The organism is Amycolatopsis sp. La24 (genome assembly GCF_029087445.1).
Lineage (GTDB): Bacteria > Actinomycetota > Actinomycetes > Mycobacteriales > Pseudonocardiaceae > Amycolatopsis > Amycolatopsis nivea.
Map to the genome: position 1 here is coordinate 1 of NZ_JARACH010000035.1, position 24,475 is coordinate 24,475.

Here is a 24,475-nt window from a genome sequence, read left to right on the forward strand (position 1 = left end):
GCGAGTACTTCACCGCGTTCGAGAACGTCGTGGGCCAGGTCGGCGGACGGCCGCACTGGGGCAAAATGCACGACCTCGACGCGTCCGTGCTGCGCACCCGCTACCCGCACTTCGACGATTTCCTGCGCATCCGCAAGGAGTGCGACCCGGCCGGGACGTTCACCAACACCTACCTCGACCGGGTACTCGGTGGGGCGTCGTGAAGCGTGTGAGCGGGGTATTCGGCGGACCGCACGACTCGGGGTATTTCAGGAGCCTGGGCAGAACTGTTCCGGGTGTTGCCGGTACGAAGGCGGTCAGCTGCCTTCGGAAAACGCGAGGAGAATGCGATGGCGGCAAAGTGGACGAGGTGGACCGTGGCGCTGGCGGCGGCCGCGTGCGCGATCGGGCTCGCTCCGGCAGCGTCGGCGCGGCCGGTGACCGAGAGGCCTGCGTTTCCCGTCCCCGTCGCGCCGGGGCACCGGTTTATCGTGGTCGCGACGCCGTGCGGGGCGGGCGGCGGAAAGGTCGTCTCACCGGTCACTGGCGAGATCAAACTCGTTGAGTACCGCGGCGGGGCCAGGGACGTCGTCTACGGCGTAGGCGCGATCGACGCCGGTGCCAAGCCCGGTACCTACTCCATGAGCGCGAGTTGCGACGGCATGGAGGACACCGCGTCGGTGACGGTCGCGGCGAAGGCGGACGGCGGGGTCTACTAGACGCCCGAGCGCAAAGCACTGAAACGGCGGCGAAACCTACGCTGGCCTGCCCCACCCGAATCGAATAACCGACTCTGCCGTCACCGGCCACTTTCCTGCCCAGCGCAGGTATGACTCAGCGTCTTCTAGTCGCGCAGAGGTCCCGGCCGTCGAATGAATATCTCCTGCCGTGCGACGGCACGTCCGGAAGCGGTGCCCTCCTGCTCAGGGCTGTCCGTCGCAATCTCCGAGGCTCCACGGGAAAATATCACGATTCCAACGGATGAAAATGCATACCCCCGGCAGGATAGTCCAACGAATGCGAGTTGTGACATTGCCAACACAAGACTCGCGTGCTTAAAGTTCTCGCAAATAACGCGCAGCTCGTCGGCGCGGGCCGGTATTTGGCAAGGCTGAATTACTCGGCCTTCAGGGCGAAAGAAGGCGCTTCATGGCAAACGCGATGAGACGCGTCACGTCGACTGCTCGCAGAGCGGTTTCGGTGGCGACGCTGATTGCCGCCGCTGGGGGAGGTGCGTTCGGCGGCGGTGTCGCGTCGGCCGGCGCCCCAGCACAGTTCCGGGAGCTTCCGGCGGAAGCGGGCACGCCGCCCGGCATGCAGTTCTCCACGGACGCGCCGCGGGCGGGGGCCAAGCCGGACAGTGTCGTGACAGTCAAGATGTCCTTGACGCTGGCGCGGATGTCGGTCATGGCGCCGCGGCGAGGGATCGCCGGCGGGCAGATCGAGTTCCTGCAAGGCCTGCAGCATTTCGAGTCGTCGAAACTCGCCACGATCAAGCTCGACGGGTACCGGTGCGAGGACTACGACGACGCGATGGGAACCCTGCGGGTCACCGACGGCCAGCAGGACGGCCGCGATGTCGACGGCGCCGCGTTCGCGACGTTCGTTCAGGGCATCATCGCGAATATGGGCAAGGGCGCCGATCCCGCCGCCGATCTCGCCAGGCTGCGTTCTTATTCGCTCGTCGCGTCCTGTCGATTCCGCGTCCCGGCGGACCTGGTCCGGAACATCGAGGTGGCGGGCGTCGTCCAGTCCGACGGCGGCAACGCGGCCGACCTCGCGGGCCGGGCCGTTCTTCCCGTGGATCTCCCGAAGGCGCCGGATGCTCCGGCCGTCGACGGCCCGGACCACCTCGTCGTCCACGAGGGCGGCGGCCTGACCGGGACCGGCCCCAGGGACACGCTGATCCGGTGGAACATCGACGGCGCGCGAGTTCCGGTCCCCACGGCCTACGTCGGCCACGACGGCAAGTGGGCGCTGCGGGTGCCGCCGTCCGTGCCCGCGGACGGCAAGCCGCACCAGGTGTTCGTCACGTCCGAGACAAGCGACGGCAAGGTCACCGGCCAGTCGGCGGGCCGCCGGTTGACGGTGCTTCCGGCCCTGGCCCGGCCGGTGATCACCGATCCCGAAGGCGGCGTGGTATCGCCCGGTCAGGTGGTGACGGTCTCCGGCAGCAACGGCGCCACGGTCACCCCGGTCGACAAGAACGGCGAGCCGCTCGGGCCCCCGGCGACGATCGAGAACGGAACGGCCCGGGTTTCGCTGAACAAGGACGTGCCGCTCGGAACGGCCGTCCGGATGCGGGCGACGGACGCGGCGACCCCGGTCTCGGATGCGCTGTTCTCCGACCTGAAGATGGTTGAAGCCAGCGCGCCTTCGCGGATCTCCGTGCTCTGGGCGCCGTCGGCCGCGCCCGGCGAGGACCACCTGGCGACCTTCGCGATCCAGCCGGAGAACGGCGACCTCTCGTCGGTGGTGGGCAAGAAGATCACCGTCAAGGCTCCGGACGGGTTCACGTTCCAGCCGATCTCGGACGAGAAATCCACGGTGCGCGGCCGCTTCAACATCACGGCGAACGCCAGTGACAAGGACGGCCGGAACAACGGCAAGTGCACGTGGCTGGCCGACCTCGTTTCGGTCAGCCCGGACGGGAAGACGATGACCTTCGTCTTCCCCGCCGTGGACCCGGTGAGCCGCGAGGACGTCGTCAAGAAGCTGTCCGGTGGCGACTACCCGCCGGACCAGCTCCAGGTGACGTTCCACGTCACCGCCGACACGAACGCGACGGCGGGCGAGAAGACCGGCGGGCAGGTGACCGTCGACGGTTTCGGCACCGCTCAGTTCACTGGGCGGGTGACGGCGTGAACAGCGGGAAGCGGCAGCCGACCGGCCAGCGGGCGATGTTCTTTCGCTGGCTTCCATCTGGGTCGCGCATGCCGCGGCCGCCGTTTCGAAGACCGGTGAGACGGCTCTCGACGGCCGGGTCTCCGGGACCGGTCGCCGGAAGGCGTCATCGCTTCGCCAATCGCACGACGGTCAGTCAGCTGAAGATGGTTTCCGCAAGGACGCGGGTGCAGTAATTCAATTCCATGCTGGATGTGGATTTGTTCTCCTTCGAGAATTCCTTGCCGTTTTCCGGAGGAGAACGAGTCCGTTCGCGCGTCGTCGGACGTGCACCAAGGAGTGTCGCATGTCAAAGAGCAGCGTTGCTCGAAAAGTGAGCCTTGCGTGTCAGGCTCTGGTCGTCGTCTTGGCATCGGTGGCCCTGCCCGGCGTGGCGGGCGCCTCGCCAGGCGCTCCCGGCCCCGATCGAGGCGGCTACGCCGACTACTGCGGGGACCAGTGCCATGACATTCTGCCCCCCGGGCAGGGCAGCAATTTGTCCAGGGCCGAAGCGCTTCGGCAGTTCGGGCAGACCGGGTCGCTCTCCTTCCAGGTGCCGCACGGACGCGATCAGGCGGAAGCCTACGATTCGCTGCGGACGAACTATCAGAACCTGACGAACGAGAAGATCGGCGAGTTCATGAACTCCTCGTCGTTCTCCGTGCCGCAAGGCGGCACCGGGCCGGTGCCGGTGCCCGGCCGGAACGACGTGACCATTTCCCGGGATGCTCGCGGAGTTCCGTACATCAAGGGCACGACCCGGGACGGCACGGCGTTCGGCTCCGGCTACGCGGCAGGCCAGGACCGCCTCTTCATGATGGACCTGCTGCGCAACATGGTGAACGGTTCCGCGGTGCAGTTCGCCGGGAGCGTCGCGGGGGACTTCCAGAAAGAATTGTGGCCGCGGATCGCGGAAACCCGCAAAGACCGGGACCAGCAGATCGACCGGCTTCGGAACAGCGGGCCGGACGGTGCGAAGATCGTGCGCGACCTCCAAAACTATGTGGACGGGATCAACCGGTATATCAAGGACGCCAGCGGGAGCAGCTCATTCTACAAGAACCTTTCCACTGCGAAATACTTGCCTGCCGGGGCCAAGCAAATCATTGATTCTCTCAAGCTGGATCTTCCCGTCGACTACTGGGGAAAGCTCGTGGCGCCGGGCACGGCGGTCGTGGGCGAGCTTTCGAAGTTGGTGCGGGGGGACTTTTCTTCCATCGACTTCGGCAAGCTGATCGCCAATGCTCCGCAACTGCTCCAGGTCGTGAACGCGCCGGACATCACGCCGTTCACGGTGAACGACGTGGTCGGGGCGATCACGTTGCTGGGCGGGCAGTTCGGCGCCGCGGGCGGCGGGCAGGCGCTGGCGGCGGTCGCGAAGGTGGCGGCGGAGCTGAAGTACGGCAAGGAGCAGGGCAGCAAGGTGTGGGACTCGCTGCGGTCGGCGAACGATCCGGAAACGACCGTGACGCAGCACGGCGCCGCGAAGGTCCCCTACGGGGTCAGCCCGAAGGACCCGCAGCACGTGGCGATGCCTGATCCGGGGTCGCTGAAAGAGGAGCCGGTGGAGACCGGCTCGGGCGGTTCGGCGAGCACGGGTGCGCGAACCGGGGGAACGTCCTCGTCCCCGGAGGTGCTGCCGAGGAACTATCTCGGCCGGGCGAAGGGAATGTCGAACGCGCTGGTGGTTTCGGGAGCGCATACGAAGAGCGGGAGCCCGATCGCCATGTTCGGCCCGCAGACGGGCTATTTCGCCCCGGAGATCCTGATGCTCCAGGACATCCAAGGGCCGGGGATCAGCGCGCACGGGGTGATGTTCCCGGGGACCGGTCCTTACGTGCAGATCGGTCGTGGCCCGGACTACTCGTGGAGCGCGACCTCGGCGCATCAAAGCATCATCGACACGTACACGGTGAAGCTCTGCAATGTCGACGGCAGCCCGGCCGGCAAGGAGTCCGACGGCTACCTGGACGGCGGCAAGTGCCAGAAGCTGGAGCCGGTGGAGAGCGCGGACGGGTTGCGGGTGCTGCGGACGAAGTACGGCATCGTGCGGCAGCGGGCCACCGTCGAAGGGGTTCCGGTCGCCTACACGGAGCTGCGGTCCACCTACCGCAACGAACTGCAGTCGGCGTTCGGGTTCATGAGGTTCAACGACCCGGAGCAGATGAAGGGGCCTGCGGACTTCCAGAAAGCGGCCTCGGAGATCGGATTCACTTTCAACTGGTTCTACGCGGACTCGAAGCACACGGCGTACTACAACTCCGGTCTCCAGCCGGTGCGGGCGGCGAACGTCGACCCGAACCTCCCGATCTGGGCGAAGCCGGAGACCGAATGGCGGAACTGGGACCCGAAGACCAACGGGGTGCAGGGCATGCCGAGCGGGCAGCATCCGGCCTCGATCGACCAGGACTACTACGTCAGCTGGAACAACAAGTCCGCGGAAGGCCAGGTGGACGGAGGTTTCGGCGGCGGATCCGTGCATCGCGGGGACCTGCTGGACCGGCGGGTGAAGGACCTGATCGCGGACGGGAAGAAGATCGACCGGGCCGATCTCGCGAAGGCCGCGGAGGACGCGGCGGTCGCGGACCTGCGGGGCGAGATGATCCTCCCGAACCTCTTGCAGGTGATCGACAGCGGCTCGGGCGGCGTCGATCCCGCGGTCAAGAAGGGACTGGAGGACCTGCGAAGGTGGAAGGAACACGGCGCCAAGCGGAACACGATGCCCGGGGCCAAGATCTACATCGACGACCGCGCCGTCAAGATCATGGACGCGTGGTGGCCGCGGCTGGTGGATGCGATGTTCCGGCCGGGCATGGGCGACGAGCTGTACGCCGCTACGGAGCGGAACCTTCAGATCGACGAGTCGCCGTCGACGCCCCTTCCGGGAGGGAAGACAGCTCCCCACCGAGGGTCCGCCTTCGAAAACGGCTGGTGGTCGTATGTGGACAAGGATCTGCGGTCCACGCTGGGACAGCAGGTGAACGGTCCGATGCCGACCGGATTCTGCGGAACGCTGGAAGACTGCCGCGGCACCCTGCTGCGCACGCTCAAGGAAGCCGTCGACACGCCGGGTTCGGAGGTTTACCCGGGCGACGAGGAATGCAAGGCCGGTGACGCGTGGTGCGCCGACAAGATCCGGTTCACGCCCATGGGCGCGGTGGAGGCGCCCAGCATCGGATGGCAGAACCGCCCGACGTATCAACAGCTGGTGGAGTTCCCCCAACACCGCTGATCAGCAGTATCCGGTGCCGGGGCCGGGGTGAATGAGCCGCCGTGGAGGCGAGGCCGACGAGCCTCTCCTCCACGGCGGTTCGCGGTGCGCCGAGCTGAAGCGTGCCCGCGTGGAAGTGAGGCTGCCCGCATGAAAAATTGCACGGCAGGTCAGTGCTATTTCATTGTCGAAAGCCGCACCAGGCGGAGTTAGCGTGGATTGAGAAAGACGTTATGCGGGCCTGCGAGGGGATGCGTAATTAACGCTCGGCGGGGTTTGACTGGAATGGCGGGGGAGTGGCGGCGATGTGGCCTGGTGGGAAGCGCGGAACGCGTTCGGCACGGGGGCGGGCTGCCGCTGCCCTGGCCGGCGGCGTCCTGGCGATCCTGCCGGCGGTCACCGCCAGCGGGCCGAGTTCGCCGGTCGCGCTCACCAGGCCGGGAGTTCAGCAGCTCCCCGCCCCGGCGGGCCCTCGTGCGGAAGTCCCGCCGATGCCGGTCGACGGACGTCTGCCGCAGGCGCCCGAGCCGCCTGAGATGTCCGAGCCGCGCGCCGATTCCGGCTCGGCCGGAGCGTCCGGCCCGCGGGGAATTCCCGCGAGCATGCTCAAGGCATACCGGAACGCGGCCGGCCTCATGGGCAAGCAACAGCCGGGCTGCCGCCTCGACTGGGCGCTGCTCGCCAGCGTCGGCCGCATCGAGTCGAACCACGCGCGCGGCGGCTACGTCGACGAGAAGGGGAACACCCTCGAACGGATCCTGGGCCCGGCGCTCGACGGAACGGGAGGATTCGCCGCGATCCGGTCCGCCGACGGCGGCGCGTTCACCGGAGACCCGGTGTGGGACCACGCCGTCGGCGCGATGCAATTCATCACCGGCACCTGGCGCCAGTACGCTTCCGACGGCAACGGCGACGGGACTTCCGACCCGAACAACGTTTACGACGAAACTCTCGCCGCGGGCCGCTACCTCTGCTCGGGCGGGCTCGACCTTTCCGCGGACGGCGGCCAGCGGATCGCCGTGCGCCGGTACAACAACTCGCAATCCTATGTGGACACGGTAATGGCATGGGCGGTCCGCTACCGCGGCGGTGCGGCGGAGCTGCCCGACGCTGAGACGCCCATCGGCGGACCGCCCGGGAAACCGGCCGAGAGCGCTCCGAGTGCGATGCCGGTCCCGCAAACGCCCGCCGCACCGAACTCCGCTCCACCGGACAACGCGGGGACCGCGAACTCGCCAAGCAGCGGAGCACCCTCCAGCTGGGAGCTTCCGGCCACCTCGACGAAGCCGGAACCGACGACGCCGCCGGCCAGCACGACCGGCACCCCGTCGACCTCGGCCAGCGCGACACCCTCGAGGTGCGAAACGCCGAGCCCGGACGAAGTTCCGTCGACGCGAGAAAGCCGACGCAGCGGAGAGCAGTCCCCCGACGACGGACTCAGCGGCGAATGCGGACCTAGTAGTGAGACGTCGGTGACCAGTTCCGCGAGTTCTCCGGCCAGCGGTTCGGGGCACGAGCCGCGGTAGTCCCGCTCCGGCCGCCGCTTTCGCTGCTGTCGCGGCCGTTCCCGGTCCGCGCTCTGTTCGTCGTGGACAGTCCCGGCCCACAAGAATCGAAGCGCGGACATTATTTTTCGAATGACTTTCGCGGGAACGCTTGACCATTCGCTCGCGTTCCGGAAAAGGGGGACCCGGCGGCCCGATTCACTACTAAAGTTCTGCCTCGATACTGGGGTTTTTAGTTCACGTACCTGTTCTCTCGGCGGAGATTGACTTACGTTCGCAGCTCCGCACAGACGAACCGGAGGAGAGGTACCTCGTGTCACAACGCCCCCGAACTCTCGGCAGGACCTTTGTCGCCGTCGGCGTTCTCGTAGCGGCTGCGGCCGGTACGGCGGTCCCGGCGGCAGCAGCCGCGCCGAATCCGGCGAAGCCTTCGTCGGCAGAGAAGGACATCGCACAGTTGGAGCGGGAATTCCAGGATCTCGTGAAGGTTCCGGGACTCGCGAGTGTGCTGCGCGACAGCAAGCCGCTGGTCGAGTCACCGATTCTCGGGTCCGGTCGCGAAGCCGAAGCCGAGCCGGACGCCATTCCGGGTTGCACCCCCGGGACGCTGCTTTCCGAGTTCGAAAAGCTCAAAGCACCGCTCACGAAGGTTGAACAGCGAGCGGCGTCCGTGGTCGGCAGCCTCAACTACCTGTACGCGTCGGTGGTCGCGAACGACAAGAGCCCGCAGGTCGTCGGTACCGACGGCCAGTACACGCCCCGCGCCGCGGCCGCGATCGACAAGCTGCGCGGGTTCTGGGACATCGAGAGCTGGAACATTCAGCTGGTGGCGTTCAAGGGTACGGACGCGGCCAGCCCGGAGAAGATGAGGGAGACGTTCGCGCGCGGCCTCGCCCCGGAGCGGGCCGCCGCGGCGGGCGCGCTGGCGAGCAAGGTCGTGCACGAGGTGCCGGCATTGCAGGGCGGACGGAACCCGTTGCTGTCGGGCAACGCGTTCGCGCAGCAGCCCGGCAGCCCGGGCGGCAAGCGCATCCTGCTCGGCGACGGCCTGCTCGAGCTGGTCGGCCGGGGCGGCTTCGGCGATGTGTCGGTGGAAGGGATCTTGGGACACGAGTACGGGCACCAGGTCGACTTCGCGCACGACAACTCGCCGGGTGACGAGTCCGGCGAAATGGGCCCGGACGCGTACGCGGGCTATTTCCTCGCGCATGCGAAGGGCGCGGCGTGGGACGCCCGCGCGCAGCAGGAATTCGCCTACCTGAGCGCTTCCATCGGCGACTGCGAGCACAGCCACGGAACTCCCGGCCAGCGCAAGGCGGCGGGTACGTGGGGCGAGCAGCAAGCCCTCAAGCAGGACAACCCGAACAAGATCGTTCCGTCCGCGACGGTGATCGAGAAGTTCCAGAAGGAGTACCCGAAGCTGATGAAGTCGCAGTCCTAGGCGCTCGTCGCCGCACGCTGACCTGACCGTGGGCCGTCTCAGTCCTCTCGAGACGGCCCACGGAATCCGTTCACCACGATCAGGAGTGTCATGAGCGCACCGCAACGCTGGCGTCGTCCGGCAGCGACCGTCGCCGCCATCCTCACCGCATTGACGCTCGGCGCCACCATCGCCTCGGCAGGCCAGGACGAGCCGGCCCCGGGTGCGGACGGGGCCGGGGACAGCTACTACCCGCAGGACGGCAACGGCGGATACGACGTCTCCGACTACGACCTCAAGGTCGCCTACGTCCCGGCCAGCAGCCAGCTCACCGGCCTGCAGACAGTCAACGCACGCGCGACCCGATCGCTCAGTTCGTTCAACCTCGACCTGCGCGGTCTCACCGTCGACTCGGTGAAGGTCAACGGCCTTCCCGCCCAATTCAGCCGCACCGGCGACCACGAACTCGTGATCACGCCGCGCAACTCGCTCGTGCGCGGGCTGCGCTTCAGCGCCGAGATCGCCTACCACGGCGTCCCGGAGGCGATATCGGGTGCGTTCGGCTCGGACAGCAACGGCTGGCAGTACGCCAGGTCCGGCGGAGCGTTCGCGGCAGGCCAGCCGCAGTCGGCCATGACCTGGTACCCGGCCAACGAGACTCCCCGCGACAAGGCCCGGTTCCGGTTGGCCGTCACGGTTCCGGACGAGTGGAAGGCGGTTTCCAACGGCCGCGAGGCGGGCACGTTCAAGACCGCCGGGGGCACCACGCACGTGTGGTCCGAGGACACTCCGGCCGCGCCCTACATGACCACGCTCGCGATCGACAAGTGGACCTTGAACAAGCGCCAGCGCGCGGACGGCACCCCGATCGTCAGCGCATACGCCCCGGGTATCCCGGACACCACCAAGCAGGCCGACGCGAGGCTGCCGGAGATCCTCGACTTCCTGGAGTCGAAGTTCGGGAAGTACCCGGCCAGTGCCGCGGGCGGCATCTACCTGAACGAGCAGCTCCCCTACTCGCTCGAAACCATGAGCCGTCCGATCTACTCCGGCGGCGCGGGCGACATCGGCACGATCGTGCACGAGAACGCGCACCAGTGGTACGGCGACTCGGTGGCCGTCGACAAGTGGAAGGACATCTGCCTCAACGAGTGCTTCGCGTCCTACGCGACCTGGCAGTGGGAGCAGGCGAAGGACGGCGTGGACCTCGACGCCAGGTACTTCGACGAAATCGCCGCGAACGGTGAAGAGTTCTGGGCGGGCAAGCTCTACGACATGGGCCCTGGCAACGAATTCACCGACGTGTACTCCAAGGGCCCGGTCATGTTGCACGCACTGAGCAAGTACGTGGGGCAGGAGGCGTTCGACCGCGTGCTCAAGACTTGGCCCGCCCTGCATCGCGACGGAAACGTGAACATGCAGGAGTTCCAGCGCTACGCCGAAGAGGTGTCGCACAAGGATCTGCAGGGCTTTTTCGATGCCTGGATCTACCGCAATGGCAAGCCGGCGCCGGAGTACCTCTATCCAGGCGATCTCAAACCGGCTCCAGCGGTCGCTTCGCCGGGGAAGGGCGCATCGGTGCGGCCCGGTGCCGAAGTGAGCGGCACAGCCGCGCCGGGCCAGCGGGTGAGCGTGACCGTTGACGGTGCCGCCGTTGCCGAAACGGACGCGTCGAAGGACGGCGTCTGGCGCACGACACTGCCGGTGAACCTGGCACCCGGGCAGCACACCCTGACCGCCGCGGCCGCCGGACAGAAGCGTCAGTCCGCGCCGGTCCCCTTCACTCTGACCCCGGCAGGGGAGTCGGCACTGCACGCCACACAGACCTTCGTCCCAGAGGCGCGAGCTGGCGCGAACACCGTCCTGACCGTCTCGTTCGCCGCTCCCAAGGGCATGCCCGTGTCCGCAACGGCCGAACAGCGGTTCATCGCACCGACCGGCTTCCGGTTCACCGGCGTGGCAACCCACGTCGCCGACACCGGTGGCCCTGGACACGACCTCCGCACCCGGGTCGAGGACGACGGCCGAACCCTCGTCGTGCTCGACCCGATCCAGCTCAACCTCCCCGGATCTCCTGCGGGCGCCGACTACCGCACCCTGCAGATGACCGTCACCGCGGACCAGAGCGCCATCGGTCCGCACACCGACGGACAGTTCACCATCGGCACCCAACCCGCCGTTCCGCTTTCCGGAACAATCCGTGCTGCCTGAGCTCTCGGGACGAAATCCGCGACCCGACATGAATTTATCCCCTATCGTTCAGTGCGGCAGGAGTAAACGGTTTATGACACGTATAACGCGACACCTGGGAAATGTTGGCTCCCTGGCCGGGAATATTCGCGGATATGCTGCGTTCGAAGGTGTTTCGGGTTAGGCTGTCGGTGCTTCGCGATGGGCTGTTCCCTTCCAGTGCGGTCCATGGCGGGGCTTCTTCCCCTCCGGCCGGCGGTTCAGGGACTCCGTCGGCCGGAGGGGATTCTGCTTTCCAGTCGGGGAAACATGGGTCCGGTGTGGTCTGCGATGCCGCGTGCGCGACGCGCTGGTGAAGAATTCATTGCCAGGCGGTGACCGGTTGCCGTAGCGCGGAGGCCGTCCCCTGAATTAACTTGGTCAGTCCACGCGGTCATGCGATTGTGCTTTTTTCGGTTGCTGCGGTGAGCTATCCGGTAAGGAGCAGCGGTCGCGTGATCGCCGTTTTTGGATGTGCTGTCGTGGACGGGGTCGCCCCGGTGCGGGCACCGCGTGCTCAGCTTTCGCGGGAGGTTTGATGGGGCCGTTGTGGTCTACCGGCCAGCAGTGGTCGCTGCTGGCTCCGGTGCTGGTCGCGCTCGTGCTGAGCACTTTTATCGGACTGGAACGGGAACTGAGCATGAAGTCCGCGGGTCTGCGGACGCACGCGCTGGTCGGAGTCGGATCAGCGGTGTTCATGCTGGTGTCCAAGTACGGCTTTGACGACTTCCTGAACAACCCGCACGTCTCGCTCGACCCCTCGCGCGTCGCCGCGCAGGTCGTTTCGGGTGTGGGCTTTCTCGGCGGCGGCTTGATCTTCATTCGGAGCAACGCGGTGCAGGGGCTGACCACGGCGGCGACGGTCTGGGTCACCGCGGCGATCGGAATGGCGTGCGGCGCGGGGCTCCCTGTGCTCGCCACTGCGGGGACGGCCGGGTTCTTCCTCGCGACCCGGGGACTGTCTCGTCTCGCGGTATTCGCCGCGAGACATCGGCGCGAACCGCCGATCCTGCAGCTGAGCTACGACGACGGCCAAGGCGTCCTGCGGGCCGCTCTCGCCGCCTGCACGGGCCGGGGCTGGATAGTGCGGGAAATCGTGGTCGAGCCGGAAACGGTGTACGACGATGGACGGAAAGCCACTGAGGTCGCGCTGCATCTCGACGGTCGGGGCTCTCTGTTCGAGCTGACTGCGGAGCTCTCCGAAATCCCCGGAGTCCGCAGGGCGGTGGCCGGGCGGACCCGCCGGATCGAGGGGTGAGGTCCGTCCTGGCCCGCTGCGCGGCGGTCAGGCGGACTTCGGCCGAGGACGAGGCGTCGAGAGCCGTTCGACCGGCCGGGACGCTCATCCGGCCGCGGGTTCGCTGGTGAGCGCGGAGAGGAAGTCGTCGGCGATGCTGACCTCGGCCAGAAGACTGAGCGACTCCAGCGACGCCTGGTGCGCGGCTTCGGAACCGGCGGAGCAGGCATCGGAAAGGACGATGGTGCGGTAGCCGAGTTCCGAGGCGGTTCGGGCGGTGCCTTCGACCGAAATGTTGGTGGCCACACCGGCGAACGCGACGGTGTCGATTCCGCCGGCGCGGAGGACGACATCCAGTGCGCTGGCGTGGAAACCGGTGATCCGCGTGTGGGTCACGATCGTGTCCGTGCCGGCTGGGGCGGCCGATTCGACGAGTGCCGCGCCCGGCGTTCCGTCGACGAGGCAGTTGTTCGCGGCGACCATGCCCAGCAGAGGCGAGTTCGCCACGAGGTCAGGATGTCCGGGCTTGAACGCGACGCGGGTGTAGACGATCTTCGCACCGGCTCGGCGCGCGCCGGCCAAGACCCGGGCGGACGTGTCGAGCACGCCGGTGCGCTCGACTTCGGCGCGGAAGAACGGTGCGAAGGCGCCATCGGGGCCGACGATGTCGTGCTGCAGGTGGATCGCGATCACTGCGGTGCGCGCCGGGTCGACAGTGGGCATGGGGGAGGGTCCTTTCTGGGCGGGCACAGGTCAATGCGTGCGGTGAAGCCGTGCTGAGCTGATCATTCCGGCCCCGGTGGAAGCCATGAGCCGACGCGGATTGCGCCGATATCCGTGCTAGCGGCGGATCTGTTCACTGGGTGTCGACGCGGAAGACGTAGGCGTGCTGGCTCGCGGTCGCCCGGGCCGGGTCGGCCCCCGGGGTGGTGATGACGAGGCGGCGGCCGTCGCGGCGCCAGGCCAGCGGCCGTCCGTCCGATCCGAGCAGCGTGATCCGCGTCCGCTCGCTGGTCGGGAAGCCGAAGTCGGCCACAAGTTCGCTGCCCGGCCAGGACAGCGCGGTCAGGTAGAGCGCACCAGTGGTCTTGCCGACTGTGCATCGAAGGTTTCCCGTCGTCGGCTGTGTCCACGGTCGCGTGCCATAGATCGCCTCGCCGTTGATTTTCAACCACGCACCGATGCCGTGCAACCGCTCGCGCATCGGTTCGGGGATGGTGCCGTCAGCGCGCGGGCCGATGTTGAGCAGCAGGTTCGCGTTGGCCGCGACGGAATTGACGAGCAGGTGCACCAGTTCGCCGGTGCCGCGCAGGGAGTCCGCGGTTTCGCGGGTGTCGTAGCCCCAGGATTCCGCCATCGTGCGGCACACTTCGGAGCGCTCGCCGGTGGGCTGCTGGTTCATGCCGGCGCCCTGCTCGACGGTGGTGTAGTCGCGGTGCGTGCGACCGTCGCCGAATCGGTCGTTGACCAGGACGCCGTCCGGATTCGCGGCGGCCGCCCGGTTGTAGTAGTACGCGATGGTTTCGTTGCCGCGGAAGTAATCCTCGTCGCCGCCGATGTCGCACCAGATCATCGAGGGCCGGTACCGGTCGACGAGTTCGCGCAACTGGGGGCGGACGATGCTCTCGGCGTAGTCGTAGACCATTCCCTGGCCGGTATACGGGACGCGCCGGCGCGTGTAGGCATTGCGCGGCGGCTGTTGGGGGAACATCAGCCGGTTGACTGTCGCGCTCTCGCCCCAGCTTGACCTGCCGCCTCGGTAGGGTGCGGGATTGAACCATTCCGGCACGGAGTAGTACAGCCCGGGTTTGACGCCGCCGTGTTCGCGGGCCGCGCCGACCAGTTCACCGACGAGGTCGCGTCGCGGCCCCAACTCGGCCGTGGTGCGGCCGGTGGTGGCAGTCGGCCACAGGGCGAGTCCGTCGTGGTGTTTGGCGGTCAGCACAAAATAGCGTGCGCCGGCTTCGGCGAAGAGGCTGACCCAGTCGTCGGGGTCGAATCGTTCCGCGCGGAATCGCTCGATGAAGCGGTCGTAGGTCGTGGCGGTGCCGTAGCGGCGAAGGTGGTGCAGCCACGCCGAAGTGCCCGGGATCTGCTGCAGGCGCGCATACCATTCGCTCGCGCAGTACTCCCCGAGCGTCTTCGGCAGCCGGGAACGCACCCGGTCCGTGCCCGGCAGCAACGCGGAACCGAACGCGGGCACCGAATACGCGCCCCAATGCACGAAAATGCCGAACTTGCCGTCGTCCCACCACTCAGGCAGCGGGTGGCGAGCCAGCGACTGCCGCGTCGGCTCGTACGGCCCGTCCGTTGCTCGCTCCCTGCCGAGCGCGCTGCCGGTGCGCGGATCCATTGGGTCACCTGTCATCGTGATCCACGGCCTTTCGTTCGCGTCCCCCGCCGGGCAGGCTGAGGCGCAGTACCTGCCCGAACGGGACCCTCCGGCAGCGCACCCAGACCAGACCGCTTGCCATCGGGGAACTTGAACTCCGCTGGGAGGCGAAGTCCGCGACGGAGCATCAGCAGGATAATCGAGGTTCCGCGGTACGGCCAGGCAAACGGCAAAGGCCGGAATAATTCACTGTTGAATCCAGGAATCATTCACTTCGGGTGATGAAATATTGAATTATTTGGACGGTAGAGAATGGCTGGAAAGGCAGGTTCGGCCACCTTGCGTCGAGGTGCTCGCCAGGGGCGGTTCCGCAGTGATTTCCGCCTGACAGCAGGACAATTGGTGCCTCGGTCAGTGATTCGTGGTTCACGGTGCGATCGCAGTCGGCGGCGGATCGTTGTCCTGGAATCGACTTGCCGAGCCCGCTTCTCTTTTGCCAGCATGAATTGAGACCGCCGCGAAGTATCTACGCGCGCCGTGGGGCGTGAAGTGCAGCTAAGTGACGTTAGGGCTGATTCGGATGCGTTGGAAGTGGGTCGTCGTGCTGTCCGCGATGGGGCTGGTCGGAAGTTCGGCCGCATGGGCTCCGGCCGATGCGGCCTCGTCGGCCGGAGCGCGGGTCACGCCGAGCGCTTACGGGTACATCGCGGGGACGACGGGAAGCGTTCGTGCCTCGGTGAAGGACGGGCCGAACTTCCTGTCGGCCGCCGCGCAGTCGTTCGATTCCGGTGCCAGTGTGCCGGGGAGCGGGCGGTTCGCGGTCGAGGGGCTCCCTTTGAGCTGGAGTTGACCGGCGACGGGTTTGGCGGCTGCCATGTCCGAGGTGAAGGCCAGTCTCACGATTTCGGCGCTGGGATTCGCGCCGATCGGCTTTCCGTTCGAATCAGGCTGGATCAAGGGTGGCCGGTACGAAATTCCGGCATTCTGACCGCGGGCACGAAAGTGGTGACCAACCTGCCCGACGGCGACCTCAACCTGACCGACAGCCAGCTCGACGACATCCTCGATGGCCGCGGCGGGGCGATCGTGCTGATCTCGTCCCGAGGAAACCTTCCTGGCTGGCGCTCTGCGGGAACTCCCGGTGCGGACGAGCGTCTGCGATCCCGCCTTGTCCGGATCGACGTTCCACATCACCACCGGCCAGTTCGGCTCGAGCCCGCGGAACGGGCCTCTCCGACCGCGCAGCCGCATGCCTCGAACCAGGGTCAACGGCATCCGGGCGTCAGCGACCGAGCGGCCGGTTCCAGAGCCTCGTCGCGCAGGGCGCCGAGACCGGTGTGCAGGTAGTAGGCCCAGTAACCGAGGTTGTCGCGGTAGCGGTTGCGCAGGAGCTGGTTGTCGTATCCGGGGCCGTAGATCCTGGCTGTCGCGTCGGCGAAGTTCGGCATGTCCAGCGGAACGAAATCCATCCGGCCCAAACCCCGCAGGAGAATCGCGGCGGCGGAGAACTCGCCGACGCCTTTGATGCCGCGAAGCGCTTTGGTCGCCTGCGGGTAGGAAGCGGTGCGGAGGTAGGCCTCGCCGATGTCGAGCAAACCCTCGACCAGGCTGGCGAGGTATTCGGCTTTGCGTGCGTTCTTGACGATCGCCAGCCAGTCGTCGACTTCGAGCTGCCGCAGATCCGTGAGTTCGGGGAAGGCTTGGAACTGCAGCCCGTCGTAGCGGATCGGGCGGCCGAACCGTTCGGTGATCCGGCGTTTGAGTGCGGTGGAGACGTTCTTCGGCGTGCGCTGGGAAAGCACCGCCCAGACGCCGATTTCCGCCACGGTCAGGAACCGCACCTGGTGGAGCCCGCGGAGCGCCTCCACGATGCGTGCGTAGCCGGGGTGGTCGCCTGCCGCTTGGGCGTAGAACTCGGTGAGGTCGTCGGACAGGCTCAGGTAGCCGTCGATCTTGAAGAGCACCGCGTCCCGCAGATCGGCCTGGATCGGGCGGTCCGAGTGCAGTTCGTACCGGACGCCGCTGCCGCTGGGGCTGACCTTGAACACGACGGCCTGGCCGTCGAGGGCGATCGCCTTGGTCAGGGTGTCGTCAGTCATGACCTGGTCCCCGCGGCAGGCGCCGAATCCGCGGAGGAACCGGATCGAGGTGCGCAGATCGAACGGCTGCGCCGCCGGCAGGACGCCGGAAACGCTGGTCGGGGCGGTCATGGCGTTCTCCCTCGTCGTCATGAACCCGACGGTAGAACCCATGTAGGCCAGATCTTGACCTACTAAGGCGGGATACTCGAAGACATGACGGACACGCCCGCACGGCTGCTGGCCTTGCTCTCGCTGCTGCAGACCCCGCGCGAGTGGCCGGGCAGCGAGCTGGCCGAGCGGCTCGGCGTCAGCCCTCGGACCATCCGCCGCGACATCGACCGGCTGCGCGAGCTGGGCTACCCGGTCGAGGCCACGATGGGGCGATCGGCGGATACCGCTTGGTGGCCGGCCATGCGATGCCCCCACTGCTGCTGGACGATGAGGAAGCGGTGGCCATCGCGGTCGGCTTGCGCACCGCGGCCGGGCACGCGGTGGAGGGCATCGAGGAAGCGTCGGTGCGGGCTTTCGCGAAGTTGCTGCAGGTGCTTCCTTCGCGCCTCCGGCACCGGGTCGACGCCTTGAACACGGCCACCGAACCTCTTCTGCCGGGAGACGGCCCGCAGGTCGACCCGGAAGACCTGGCGCTGATGGCGGTCGCGGCGGCCCAGCACGAGAAGCTGCGTTTCCACTATCAAGCGGCCGACGGGAGCGAGACCCGGCGGCTGGTGGAACCGCATCGGCTCGTGTCGACCAAGCGCCGCTGGTACCTGGTGGCGTGGGACAACGAGCGCGCGGACTGGCGAATCTTCCGCGCGGACCGGATGCGGAAACCGTTCCTGACCGGCGTCCGGGCGGCGCCGCGGGAACTGCCGGCCAAAGACGCCGCCAGTTACGTCGCGAGCAAGCTGTTCGAACGGTCGCCCACTTACCGGGCGGTGGTGACCCTGCACGCCCCGGTCGAGGAGGTGCGCCGTCGCATGGGCGGGGTCCGGGCGGATCTGGAAGCGGTCGACGAGCACAGCTGCCGATTGCGGACGAGGGCGGACTCGCTGGAATGGATCGCGTTCCGGATGGCCCTGCTGGGTTGCGACTTCGAAGTCGAAGAACCGTCGGAGCTGGCGGACTACCTGGGGGAGATGGGGCGTCGGGCGGTCCGGGCCGCGGAGCACAACTTCAGCCGTCGAGACTGAGGCTTCGCACCCACCTTCGCCGCCCGGGCCGTGTCCTGCGGTCGATCGCGAATACGGGAAGGGGCCGCGAACGTCGTGTCCGGGGCCAATGCACGACGTCACCGATCTGGCCAAAAATCTCCGAACGCCCTGTCGAGTCGCGGCCGATCCGTTCGTCTTCCTCTTGTCAACGCACCCACGGCCGTGGCGGACACCCGCCGGGAACTCGGCTCCTTCTGGAAGGACACCACCCGATGAGCACCACCTCGCAAGATCCGACCGTCCTGCACTTCGACATCCTCGTCGACGTTCCCCTCGAGCGGGCCTTCCGCGTGTTCACCGAGCGGTTCGACGAGGTCAAGCCTCGCGAGCACAACCTCCTCGCGGTGCCGATCGAACGGACCGTGCTGGAGCCTGAGGCCGGTGGCACCGTGTACGACCTCGGTTCCGACGGCAGCCGGTGCACCTGGGCGCGGGTGCTTGCTTGCGAGCCGCCGGATCGGCTGGTTCTCAGCTGGGACATCAGCCCTCGCTGGCAGTTGGAGTCCGATCCCGGTCGTACCAGCGAGGTGGAGATCCGGTTCCTCGCCGAGGGTGCCGGGCGCACCCGGGTCGTGCTCGAGCATCGGCATCTCGACCGGCACGGCGAAGGCTGGGAGAGCTTCGCGGGTCTCGGCTCCGGTTCGGGCTGGCCGTTGTACCTCGACCGGTTCCGGGCCGCGACGGAGCGGGATGCCGCGGGAAGCTGACAACGTCCTTGCCGGGACTGATTCCGGCAAGGCGCGCGCGACATGGATGGCCCCGGCTGCGACGAGCGGTCGGGGCCATTGACCTTCGGCGTCGATTCCTTGTTCGCCGGTGCGGATTAATCGCGAAAAGAACTCCGGCGAAAGTGTTGATCATCATTCATCGGTCAATTCCGACACCGGCAACGGTAGCGAGCAAAGTCCTTGCTGGACAACGGGTTGCGCCACTCGAATGGGCGACTCCGACTGGTTGAGGAAAGTTTTACCCGCCCTATAAAAAACGAACTGTTGCACAGTGAAACAGATCACCACGGCTGGATGGATACGGCATTTTTAGGGCGATCACCGCTAACGTGAAGCCGTTCCCGCGCCCCGCGCATTTCGCTTCGGACGCGTCGCGCTGTTTCCATTCGGAGGTCGGACGAACGATGGGTGACCAGTCCCGGGCAAGCGCTACGCCCGCGTCGGACGCGTTGTTGCGGCTGGGGCGGTATTTGACCCGGTCGAGCACCTCGCCGGACCTGCGCGCGGTGTATCGCACCGGCGGACGCGAGGGCGACGTGTTCTACCGGGACCGCTGGAGCCACGACAAGATCGTCCCGTCCACGCACGGCGTCAACTGCACGGGGTCCTGCCGGTGGAAGGTCTACGTCAAGGACGGGATCATCACCTGGGAGAGCCAGGATCCGGACTATCCCTCGGTGGGCCCGGATCTGCCGGAATACGAACCCCGAGGCTGCCCGCGCGGTGCGTCGTTCTCCTGGTATTCCTATTCTCCGACCCGGGTGCGGTTCCCGTACGCCCGCGGCGTGCTGGTCGAGATGTACCGCGCCGCGCGGGCCGGGCACGGTGATCCGGTGCGTGCTTGGGAGTCCATTGTGGACGATCCGGTGAAGCGCCGGGCTTACCAGCGTGCCCGCGGGAAGGGCGGGCTGGTGCGGGTGAGCTGGGACGAGGCCGCCGAGATCGCCGCGGCGGCGCATGTGCACGCGATCGCGCGGTACGGGCCGGACCGGGTGGCCGGGTTTTCGCCGATTCCGGCGATGTCGCTGGTCTCGCACGCGGTCGGGTCCCGGTTCATGGCCTTGCTCGGCGCGCCGATGCTGTCGTTCTACGACTGGTACGCGGACCTGCCGGTCGCCTCGCCGCAGGTGTTCGGCGACCAGACCGACGTGCCCGAGTCCGCGGACTGGTGGGACGCGGCCTACCTGGTCATGTGGGGCTCCAACGTCCCGGTCACCCGCACTCCGGACGCGCACTGGATGACCGAAGCCCGCTACCGGGGCCAGAAGGTCGTGGTGGTGTCGCCGGACTACGCGGACAACACCAAGTTCGCCGACGAATGGCTCGCGCCGCATCCGGGCACCGACGCGGCGCTCGCGATGGCGATGGGGCACGTGATCCTCACCGAGTTCTTCGTCGAGAAAGAAATCGATTACTTCGCCGATTACGCGCGCCGCTTCACCGATCTGCCCTTCCTGGTCACGCTGGAGGAGCGGGACGACGCGACGGTGCCGGGGAAGTTCCTCACCGCCGCGAACCTCGGCCAGGACGTCGCCGAGGCGGCGTGGAAGACGGTCCTGCTGGACGACCGCACCGGGGAACCGGTGGTGCCCGGCGGCTCGCTGGGGTTCCGCTGGAACGACGAGGACGAGGGGCGCTGGAACCTCGACCTCGGCGACGTCGTCCCGCGGCTGACCCTGCTCGGCGAAGGGGAAACGGCCGAGGTCCTGCTGCCGAGGTTCGACGCGACGGACGGCTCCGGGGCGGTGCTGCGCCGGGGCGTGCCGGTGCGGCGCCTCGGCGGTCGCGTGGTCACCACCGTGTTCGACCTGCTGCTCGCGCAGTACGGCGTGCGCCGCGCGGGGCTTCCCGGCAGCTGGCCGGAGTCGTACGCCGATCCGAGCCAGCCGGGCACCCCGGCGTGGCAGGAGGAGATCACGTCGGTTCCGGCCGACCGGGTGACCCGCATCGCGCGCGAATTCGCCCGCACCGCCGAGGAATCCCGCGGCCGGTGCATGATCCTGATGGGGGCCGGGACCAACCACTGGTTCCACTCCGACACCGTGTACCGCACGTTCCTCGCGCTGCTGACCATGACCGGCTGCCAGGGCCGCAACGGCGGCGGCTGGGCGCATTACGTCGGCCAGGAGAAGGTGCGCCCGCTGACCGGGCACGCGACGCTGGCCGGCGCGCTGGACTGGGTCCGGCCGCCGCGGCACATGATCGGCACCGCCTACTGGTACCTGCACACCGGCCAGTGGCGCTACGACCGGATGCGCAACGACGCGCTGCTTTCCCCGCTGGCGACCGGGAAACTCGCCGGCACGTCGGCCGCCGACACGCTGGCGACCTCGGCCCGGCTCGGCTGGATGCCGTCGTACCCGACCTTCGACCGCAATCCGCTCGACCTGGTCGACGAGGCCGAGGCGGCCGGGGAGGACCCGGTCGAGCACGTCGTCGCGCGGGTCCGCAGCGGCGAGCTGGGGTTCGCCTGCGAGGACCCGGACGCGCCGGAGAACTGGCCGCGCGTGCTGACCGTGTGGCGATCGAATCTGCTGGGCTCCTCGGCGAAGGGGCACGAGTACTTCCTGCGCCATCTGCTCGGCACGGACGCGAACGTCCGCGCGGAAGAGACGCCGCCGCACCTGCGCCCGGAAACCGTTGCCTGGCGCGAAGAAACGCCCGAGGGCAAGCTGGACCTGATGCTGGCGCTGGACTTCCGGATGACCAGCACCACCTTGTTCGCCGACGTCGTGCTGCCCGCCGCGACCTGGTACGAGAAGCACGACCTGTCGTCCACCGACATGCACCCGTTCGTGCATTCGTTCAACGCCGCGGTCGATCCGCCGTGGCAGACCCGGACCGACTTCGACGCCTTCCACACCATCGCGCGCCGGTTCAGCGAACTGGCCCGCGTCCACCTCGGCGTGCGCAAGGACCTGGTCGCCACGCCGATGCTGCATGACACCGCGGGCGAGGCCGCGCAGCCCGGCGGCGTCGTCCGGGACTGGCGCGACGGCGAGACCGAGCCCGTTCCCGGCGTCACCTTCCCGGCGTTGACCGTGGTCGAACGGGATTACCCCGCGGTGGCCGCGAAACTGGCCACGCTGGGACCGCTGCTGGACGAATTCGGCACCGCCACCAAGGGCGTCTCCTACGACGTCCGGGAGGAACTGGCCTGGCTGGGCAAGAAAAACGGCCTCGCCCGCTCCGGTCCCGCCGAGGGAAGACCGCTGATCGACACCGACATCCGCGCCTCGGACGCGGTGCTCGCGCTCTCCGGCACCACGAACGGACGTCTTGCGGTGCAAGGGTTCGAACAGCTGGAGCGGCGGGTCGGACAGGAGCTGGCGCACCTGGCCGCCGAGCACGAGGGCAAGCGGATCACCTTCGCCGACACGCGATCGCGCCCCGCCGCGGTGATCACCAGCCCGGAATGGTCGGGCAGCGAAAGCGGGGGACGGCGGTACTCGGCGTTCGTGATCAACGTCGAGCACCTCAAACCGTGGCACACGCTGACCGGGCGGCAGCACTTCTTCCTCGACCACGACTGGATGCACGAACTCGGCGAGGCGCTGCCGGTCTACCGCCCGCCGCTGGACCTCAACCGGATCTTCGGCGACACCGGCGATTCGCCCGGCGAGGTGACCGTGCGGTACCTGACCCCGCACAGCAAATGGTCCATCCACTCCACCTACCAGGACAACCTGCACATGCTGACGCTGTCGCGGGGCGGCCAGACGATCTGGGTCAGCCCGGCGGACGCGGCGGCGATCGGCGTGCGCGACAACGACTGGGTCGAGGCGGTGAACCGCAACGGCGTGGTGGCGGCGCGCGCGATCGTGTCGCACCGGATGCCCGCGGGCACCGTGTTCATGTACCACGCCCAGGACCGCGCCGTGAACGTGCCGCGCACCGAGACGACCGGCAAACGCGGCGGCACCGGCAATTCGCTCACCCGGCTGCTGATGAAACCCACTCATCTGATCGGCGGCTACGCCCAGCTGACTTTCGGCTTCAACTACCTGGGGCCGACCGGAAACCAGCGCGACGAGGTCACCGTGCTCCGCCGCCGGGACCAGGAGGTGCGGTACTGATGAGGATCATGGCGCAGCTGGCCATGGTGATGAACCTGGACAAGTGCATCGGCTGCCACACCTGTTCGGTCACCTGCAAGCAGACGTGGACCAACCGGGCGGGCACCGAGTACGTGTGGTTCAACAACGTGGAAACCCGGCCGGGGCAAGGGTATCCGCGCCGTTACGAGGACCAGGAGAGCGGCAAGGGCGGCTGGGTCCGCACTCCCGGCGGCAAGCTGAAACTGCGTGCCGGCGGACGGTTGCGCAAGCTCGCCACCGTGTTCGCCAATCCGGACTTGCCGGAGATCGGCGACTACTACGAACCCTGGACCTACGAGTACCGCACGCTCCTCGACGCCCCGCTCGGCGACGACGTGCCGACCGCGGCGCCGGTCTCCGCGGTCACCGGGCAGCCGATGCAGCCCTCCTGGGGACCGAACTGGGACGACGACCTCGGCGGCTCGACCGAACACGGCGTCGCGGACCCGGTGCTGGAACGCGTGCGGGACCAGGTCGGCGCGAAAGTGAAGATGGAGTTCGAGCAGAGCTTCATGTTCTACCTGCCGCGGATCTGCGAGCACTGCCTCAACCCCGCGTGCGTGGCCAGTTGCCCGTCCGGCGCGATGTACAAGCGCGAGGAGGACGGCATTGTCCTCGTCGACCAGGAACGCTGCCGCGGCTGGCGGATGTGCGTCACCGGCTGCCCCTACAAGAAGGTCTACTTCAACCACAAGACCGGCAAAGCGGAGAAGTGCACCTTCTGCTATCCGCGGGTGGAGGCCGGTCAGCCGACAGTGTGCTCGGAGACCTGCGTGGGCCGCCTGCGCTACCTCGGCGTGCTCCTCTACGACGCCGACCGGGTCGCCGAGGCGGCCGCGGTGCCCGACGAGCACGACCTGTACCCGGCGCAGCTGGACCTGCTGCTCGACCCGCACGATCCGGACGTGGTCCGGCAGGCCGAGCGGGCCGGGATCCCGCGCGACTGGATCGGCGCGGCCCAGCGGTCCCCGGTCTACCGGCTCATCCACGACTACCGGCTCGCGCTGCCGCTGCATCCGGAGTACCGGACCATGCCGATGGTCTGGTACGTCCCGCCGCTGTCCCCGGTGGCGGACGCGGTGTCCGGCAGCGGATTCGACGGCGAGGACGGGCACAACCTGTTCGGCGCGATCGACGCGCTGCGCATCCCGGTCGAATACCTGGCCGAGCTGTTCACCGCCGGGGACCCGGAGCCGGTCCGCGCGTCGCTGCGCCGGCTCGCCGCGATGCGCTCCTATATGCGGTCGGTGACGCTCGGCCGGGAACCGGACGACCAGCTGGCCGCCGCGGTCGGCTTGGACGGGGAGCGGATGTTCGCTATGCACCGGCTGCTGGCGCTGGCCAAGTACGACGAGCGGTACGTCATCCCGACCGCGGGCATCGGACAGGCGCACGCACTGGAAAGCATTGCCACGCAGTGCAGTCTCGACACCGACGGCGGACCCGGGATGGGCGGCGGCCCGGAGCCGGGACAGGTCGACCTGCTGAGCTGGCGCGAAGGAGAACGGCCGGACGCGCTCTTCCCGACGCTGTCGCGCGGCGGTGACCGGTGAGGCTGTTTC

General features: G+C 67.9%; 14 protein-coding genes and 2 pseudogenes. 12 read left to right on the top strand and 4 right to left on the bottom strand.

Features of this window, described 5'->3' with window-relative positions:
• The 8 genes and pseudogenes from PUT80_RS28305 to PUT80_RS28340 all read left to right on the top strand — a co-directional run.
• Positions 1–203: D-arabinono-1,4-lactone oxidase (locus tag PUT80_RS28305; protein ID WP_275294030.1), on the top strand; the 203-nt coding region annotated here is incomplete at its 5' end.
• 126 nt (positions 204–329) lie between these two features.
• Positions 330–698, top strand: coding sequence for a hypothetical protein (locus tag PUT80_RS28310; protein ID WP_037818537.1), 369 nt, complete (start codon positions 330–332; stop codon positions 696–698).
• A gap of 430 nt (positions 699–1,128) precedes the next feature.
• Positions 1,129–2,844, top strand: a complete 1,716-nt coding sequence (locus PUT80_RS28315; protein WP_275294031.1) for a hypothetical protein — start codon at positions 1,129–1,131, stop codon at positions 2,842–2,844.
• Between the two features lie 325 nt (positions 2,845–3,169).
• Positions 3,170–6,094 carry a penicillin acylase family protein gene (locus PUT80_RS28320; RefSeq protein WP_078870717.1) on the top strand — a complete coding sequence of 975 codons (2,925 nt, stop codon included), beginning with the start codon at positions 3,170–3,172 and terminating at the stop codon, positions 6,092–6,094.
• 515 nt (positions 6,095–6,609) lie between these two features.
• On the top strand, positions 6,610–7,599 hold the full coding sequence (locus tag PUT80_RS28325) for a hypothetical protein (RefSeq protein ID WP_275294032.1): 990 nt from the start codon (positions 6,610–6,612) through the stop codon (positions 7,597–7,599).
• Between the two features lie 292 nt (positions 7,600–7,891).
• Positions 7,892–9,019 carry a hypothetical protein gene (locus tag PUT80_RS28330; protein WP_037818532.1) on the top strand — a complete coding sequence of 376 codons (1,128 nt, stop codon included), beginning with the start codon at positions 7,892–7,894 and terminating at the stop codon, positions 9,017–9,019.
• Between the two features lie 90 nt (positions 9,020–9,109).
• A pseudogene (locus PUT80_RS28335) lies at positions 9,110–10,543 on the top strand (M1 family metallopeptidase); the annotation flags it as partial.
• Between the two features lie 1,222 nt (positions 10,544–11,765).
• Positions 11,766–12,485, top strand: coding sequence for an MgtC/SapB family protein (locus tag PUT80_RS28340; protein ID WP_037818531.1), 720 nt, complete (start codon positions 11,766–11,768; stop codon positions 12,483–12,485).
• An 84-nt stretch (positions 12,486–12,569) separates the two neighbouring features.
• Here PUT80_RS28340 and PUT80_RS28345 read toward each other — a convergent pair whose 3' ends face one another.
• The 4 genes from PUT80_RS28345 to PUT80_RS28360 all read right to left on the bottom strand — a co-directional run bounded on the left by PUT80_RS28345 (position 12,570) and on the right by PUT80_RS28360 (position 17,027).
• The gene (locus PUT80_RS28345; RefSeq protein ID WP_037818529.1) at positions 12,570–13,187 is read right to left on the bottom strand and encodes an isochorismatase family cysteine hydrolase; all 618 of its coding nucleotides are present in this window, start codon (positions 13,185–13,187) and stop codon (positions 12,570–12,572) included.
• Positions 13,188–13,320: 133 nt separating this feature from the next.
• Entirely contained in the window at positions 13,321–14,817 is a 1,497-nt protein-coding gene (locus tag PUT80_RS28350) for an alpha-L-fucosidase (RefSeq protein ID WP_051729576.1), read from the bottom strand.
• A 672-nt stretch (positions 14,818–15,489) separates the two neighbouring features.
• The gene (locus PUT80_RS28355; protein ID WP_158714562.1) at positions 15,490–16,071 is read right to left on the bottom strand and encodes a hypothetical protein; all 582 of its coding nucleotides are present in this window, start codon (positions 16,069–16,071) and stop codon (positions 15,490–15,492) included.
• Positions 16,062–17,027, bottom strand: coding sequence for a hypothetical protein (locus tag PUT80_RS28360; RefSeq protein WP_158714561.1), 966 nt, complete (start codon positions 17,025–17,027; stop codon positions 16,062–16,064). Before PUT80_RS28360 ends, PUT80_RS28355 begins: the two co-directional genes overlap by 10 nt.
• Before the next feature lie 63 nt (positions 17,028–17,090).
• Between PUT80_RS28360 and PUT80_RS28365 the strand changes: the two are divergent.
• The 4 genes and pseudogenes from PUT80_RS28365 (at position 17,091) to narH (ending at position 24,466) form a co-directional block, all read left to right on the top strand.
• Positions 17,091–18,067, top strand: a pseudogene (locus tag PUT80_RS28365) (YafY family protein).
• A gap of 233 nt (positions 18,068–18,300) precedes the next feature.
• A complete protein-coding gene (locus tag PUT80_RS28370; RefSeq protein ID WP_275294033.1) occupies positions 18,301–18,795 on the top strand; it encodes an SRPBCC family protein in 495 nt (164 codons plus the stop codon).
• 425 nt (positions 18,796–19,220) lie between these two features.
• A complete protein-coding gene (locus tag PUT80_RS28375) occupies positions 19,221–22,892 on the top strand; it encodes a nitrate reductase subunit alpha (RefSeq protein ID WP_275294034.1) in 3,672 nt (1,223 codons plus the stop codon).
• Complete coding sequence (gene narH / locus PUT80_RS28380) at positions 22,892–24,466, top strand: nitrate reductase subunit beta (protein ID WP_037818513.1); 1,575 nt, start codon at positions 22,892–22,894, stop codon at positions 24,464–24,466. Before PUT80_RS28375 ends, narH begins: the two co-directional genes overlap by 1 nt.
• Positions 24,467–24,475 lie beyond the last annotated feature (9 nt).

Coding starts and splice junctions, on each gene's coding strand:
- PUT80_RS28355 (WP_158714562.1), bottom strand. CDS start 16,071: ATGCCGTTGACCCTGGTTCGAGGCATGCGGCTGCGCGGTCGGAGAGGC.
- narH (WP_037818513.1), top strand. CDS start 22,892: ATGAGGATCATGGCGCAGCTGGCCATGGTGATGAACCTGGACAAGTGC.
- PUT80_RS28310 (WP_037818537.1), top strand. CDS start 330: ATGGCGGCAAAGTGGACGAGGTGGACCGTGGCGCTGGCGGCGGCCGCG.
- PUT80_RS28370 (WP_275294033.1), top strand. CDS start 18,301: ATGAGCACCACCTCGCAAGATCCGACCGTCCTGCACTTCGACATCCTC.
- PUT80_RS28340 (WP_037818531.1), top strand. CDS start 11,766: ATGGGGCCGTTGTGGTCTACCGGCCAGCAGTGGTCGCTGCTGGCTCCG.
- PUT80_RS28345 (WP_037818529.1), bottom strand. CDS start 13,187: ATGCCCACTGTCGACCCGGCGCGCACCGCAGTGATCGCGATCCACCTG.
- PUT80_RS28350 (WP_051729576.1), bottom strand. CDS start 14,817: ATGGATCCGCGCACCGGCAGCGCGCTCGGCAGGGAGCGAGCAACGGAC.
- PUT80_RS28325 (WP_275294032.1), top strand. CDS start 6,610: ATGTCCGAGCCGCGCGCCGATTCCGGCTCGGCCGGAGCGTCCGGCCCG.
- PUT80_RS28360 (WP_158714561.1), bottom strand. CDS start 17,027: ATGACGACGAGGGAGAACGCCATGACCGCCCCGACCAGCGTTTCCGGC.
- PUT80_RS28375 (WP_275294034.1), top strand. CDS start 19,221: ATGGGTGACCAGTCCCGGGCAAGCGCTACGCCCGCGTCGGACGCGTTG.
- PUT80_RS28320 (WP_078870717.1), top strand. CDS start 3,170: ATGTCAAAGAGCAGCGTTGCTCGAAAAGTGAGCCTTGCGTGTCAGGCT.
- PUT80_RS28315 (WP_275294031.1), top strand. CDS start 1,129: ATGGCAAACGCGATGAGACGCGTCACGTCGACTGCTCGCAGAGCGGTT.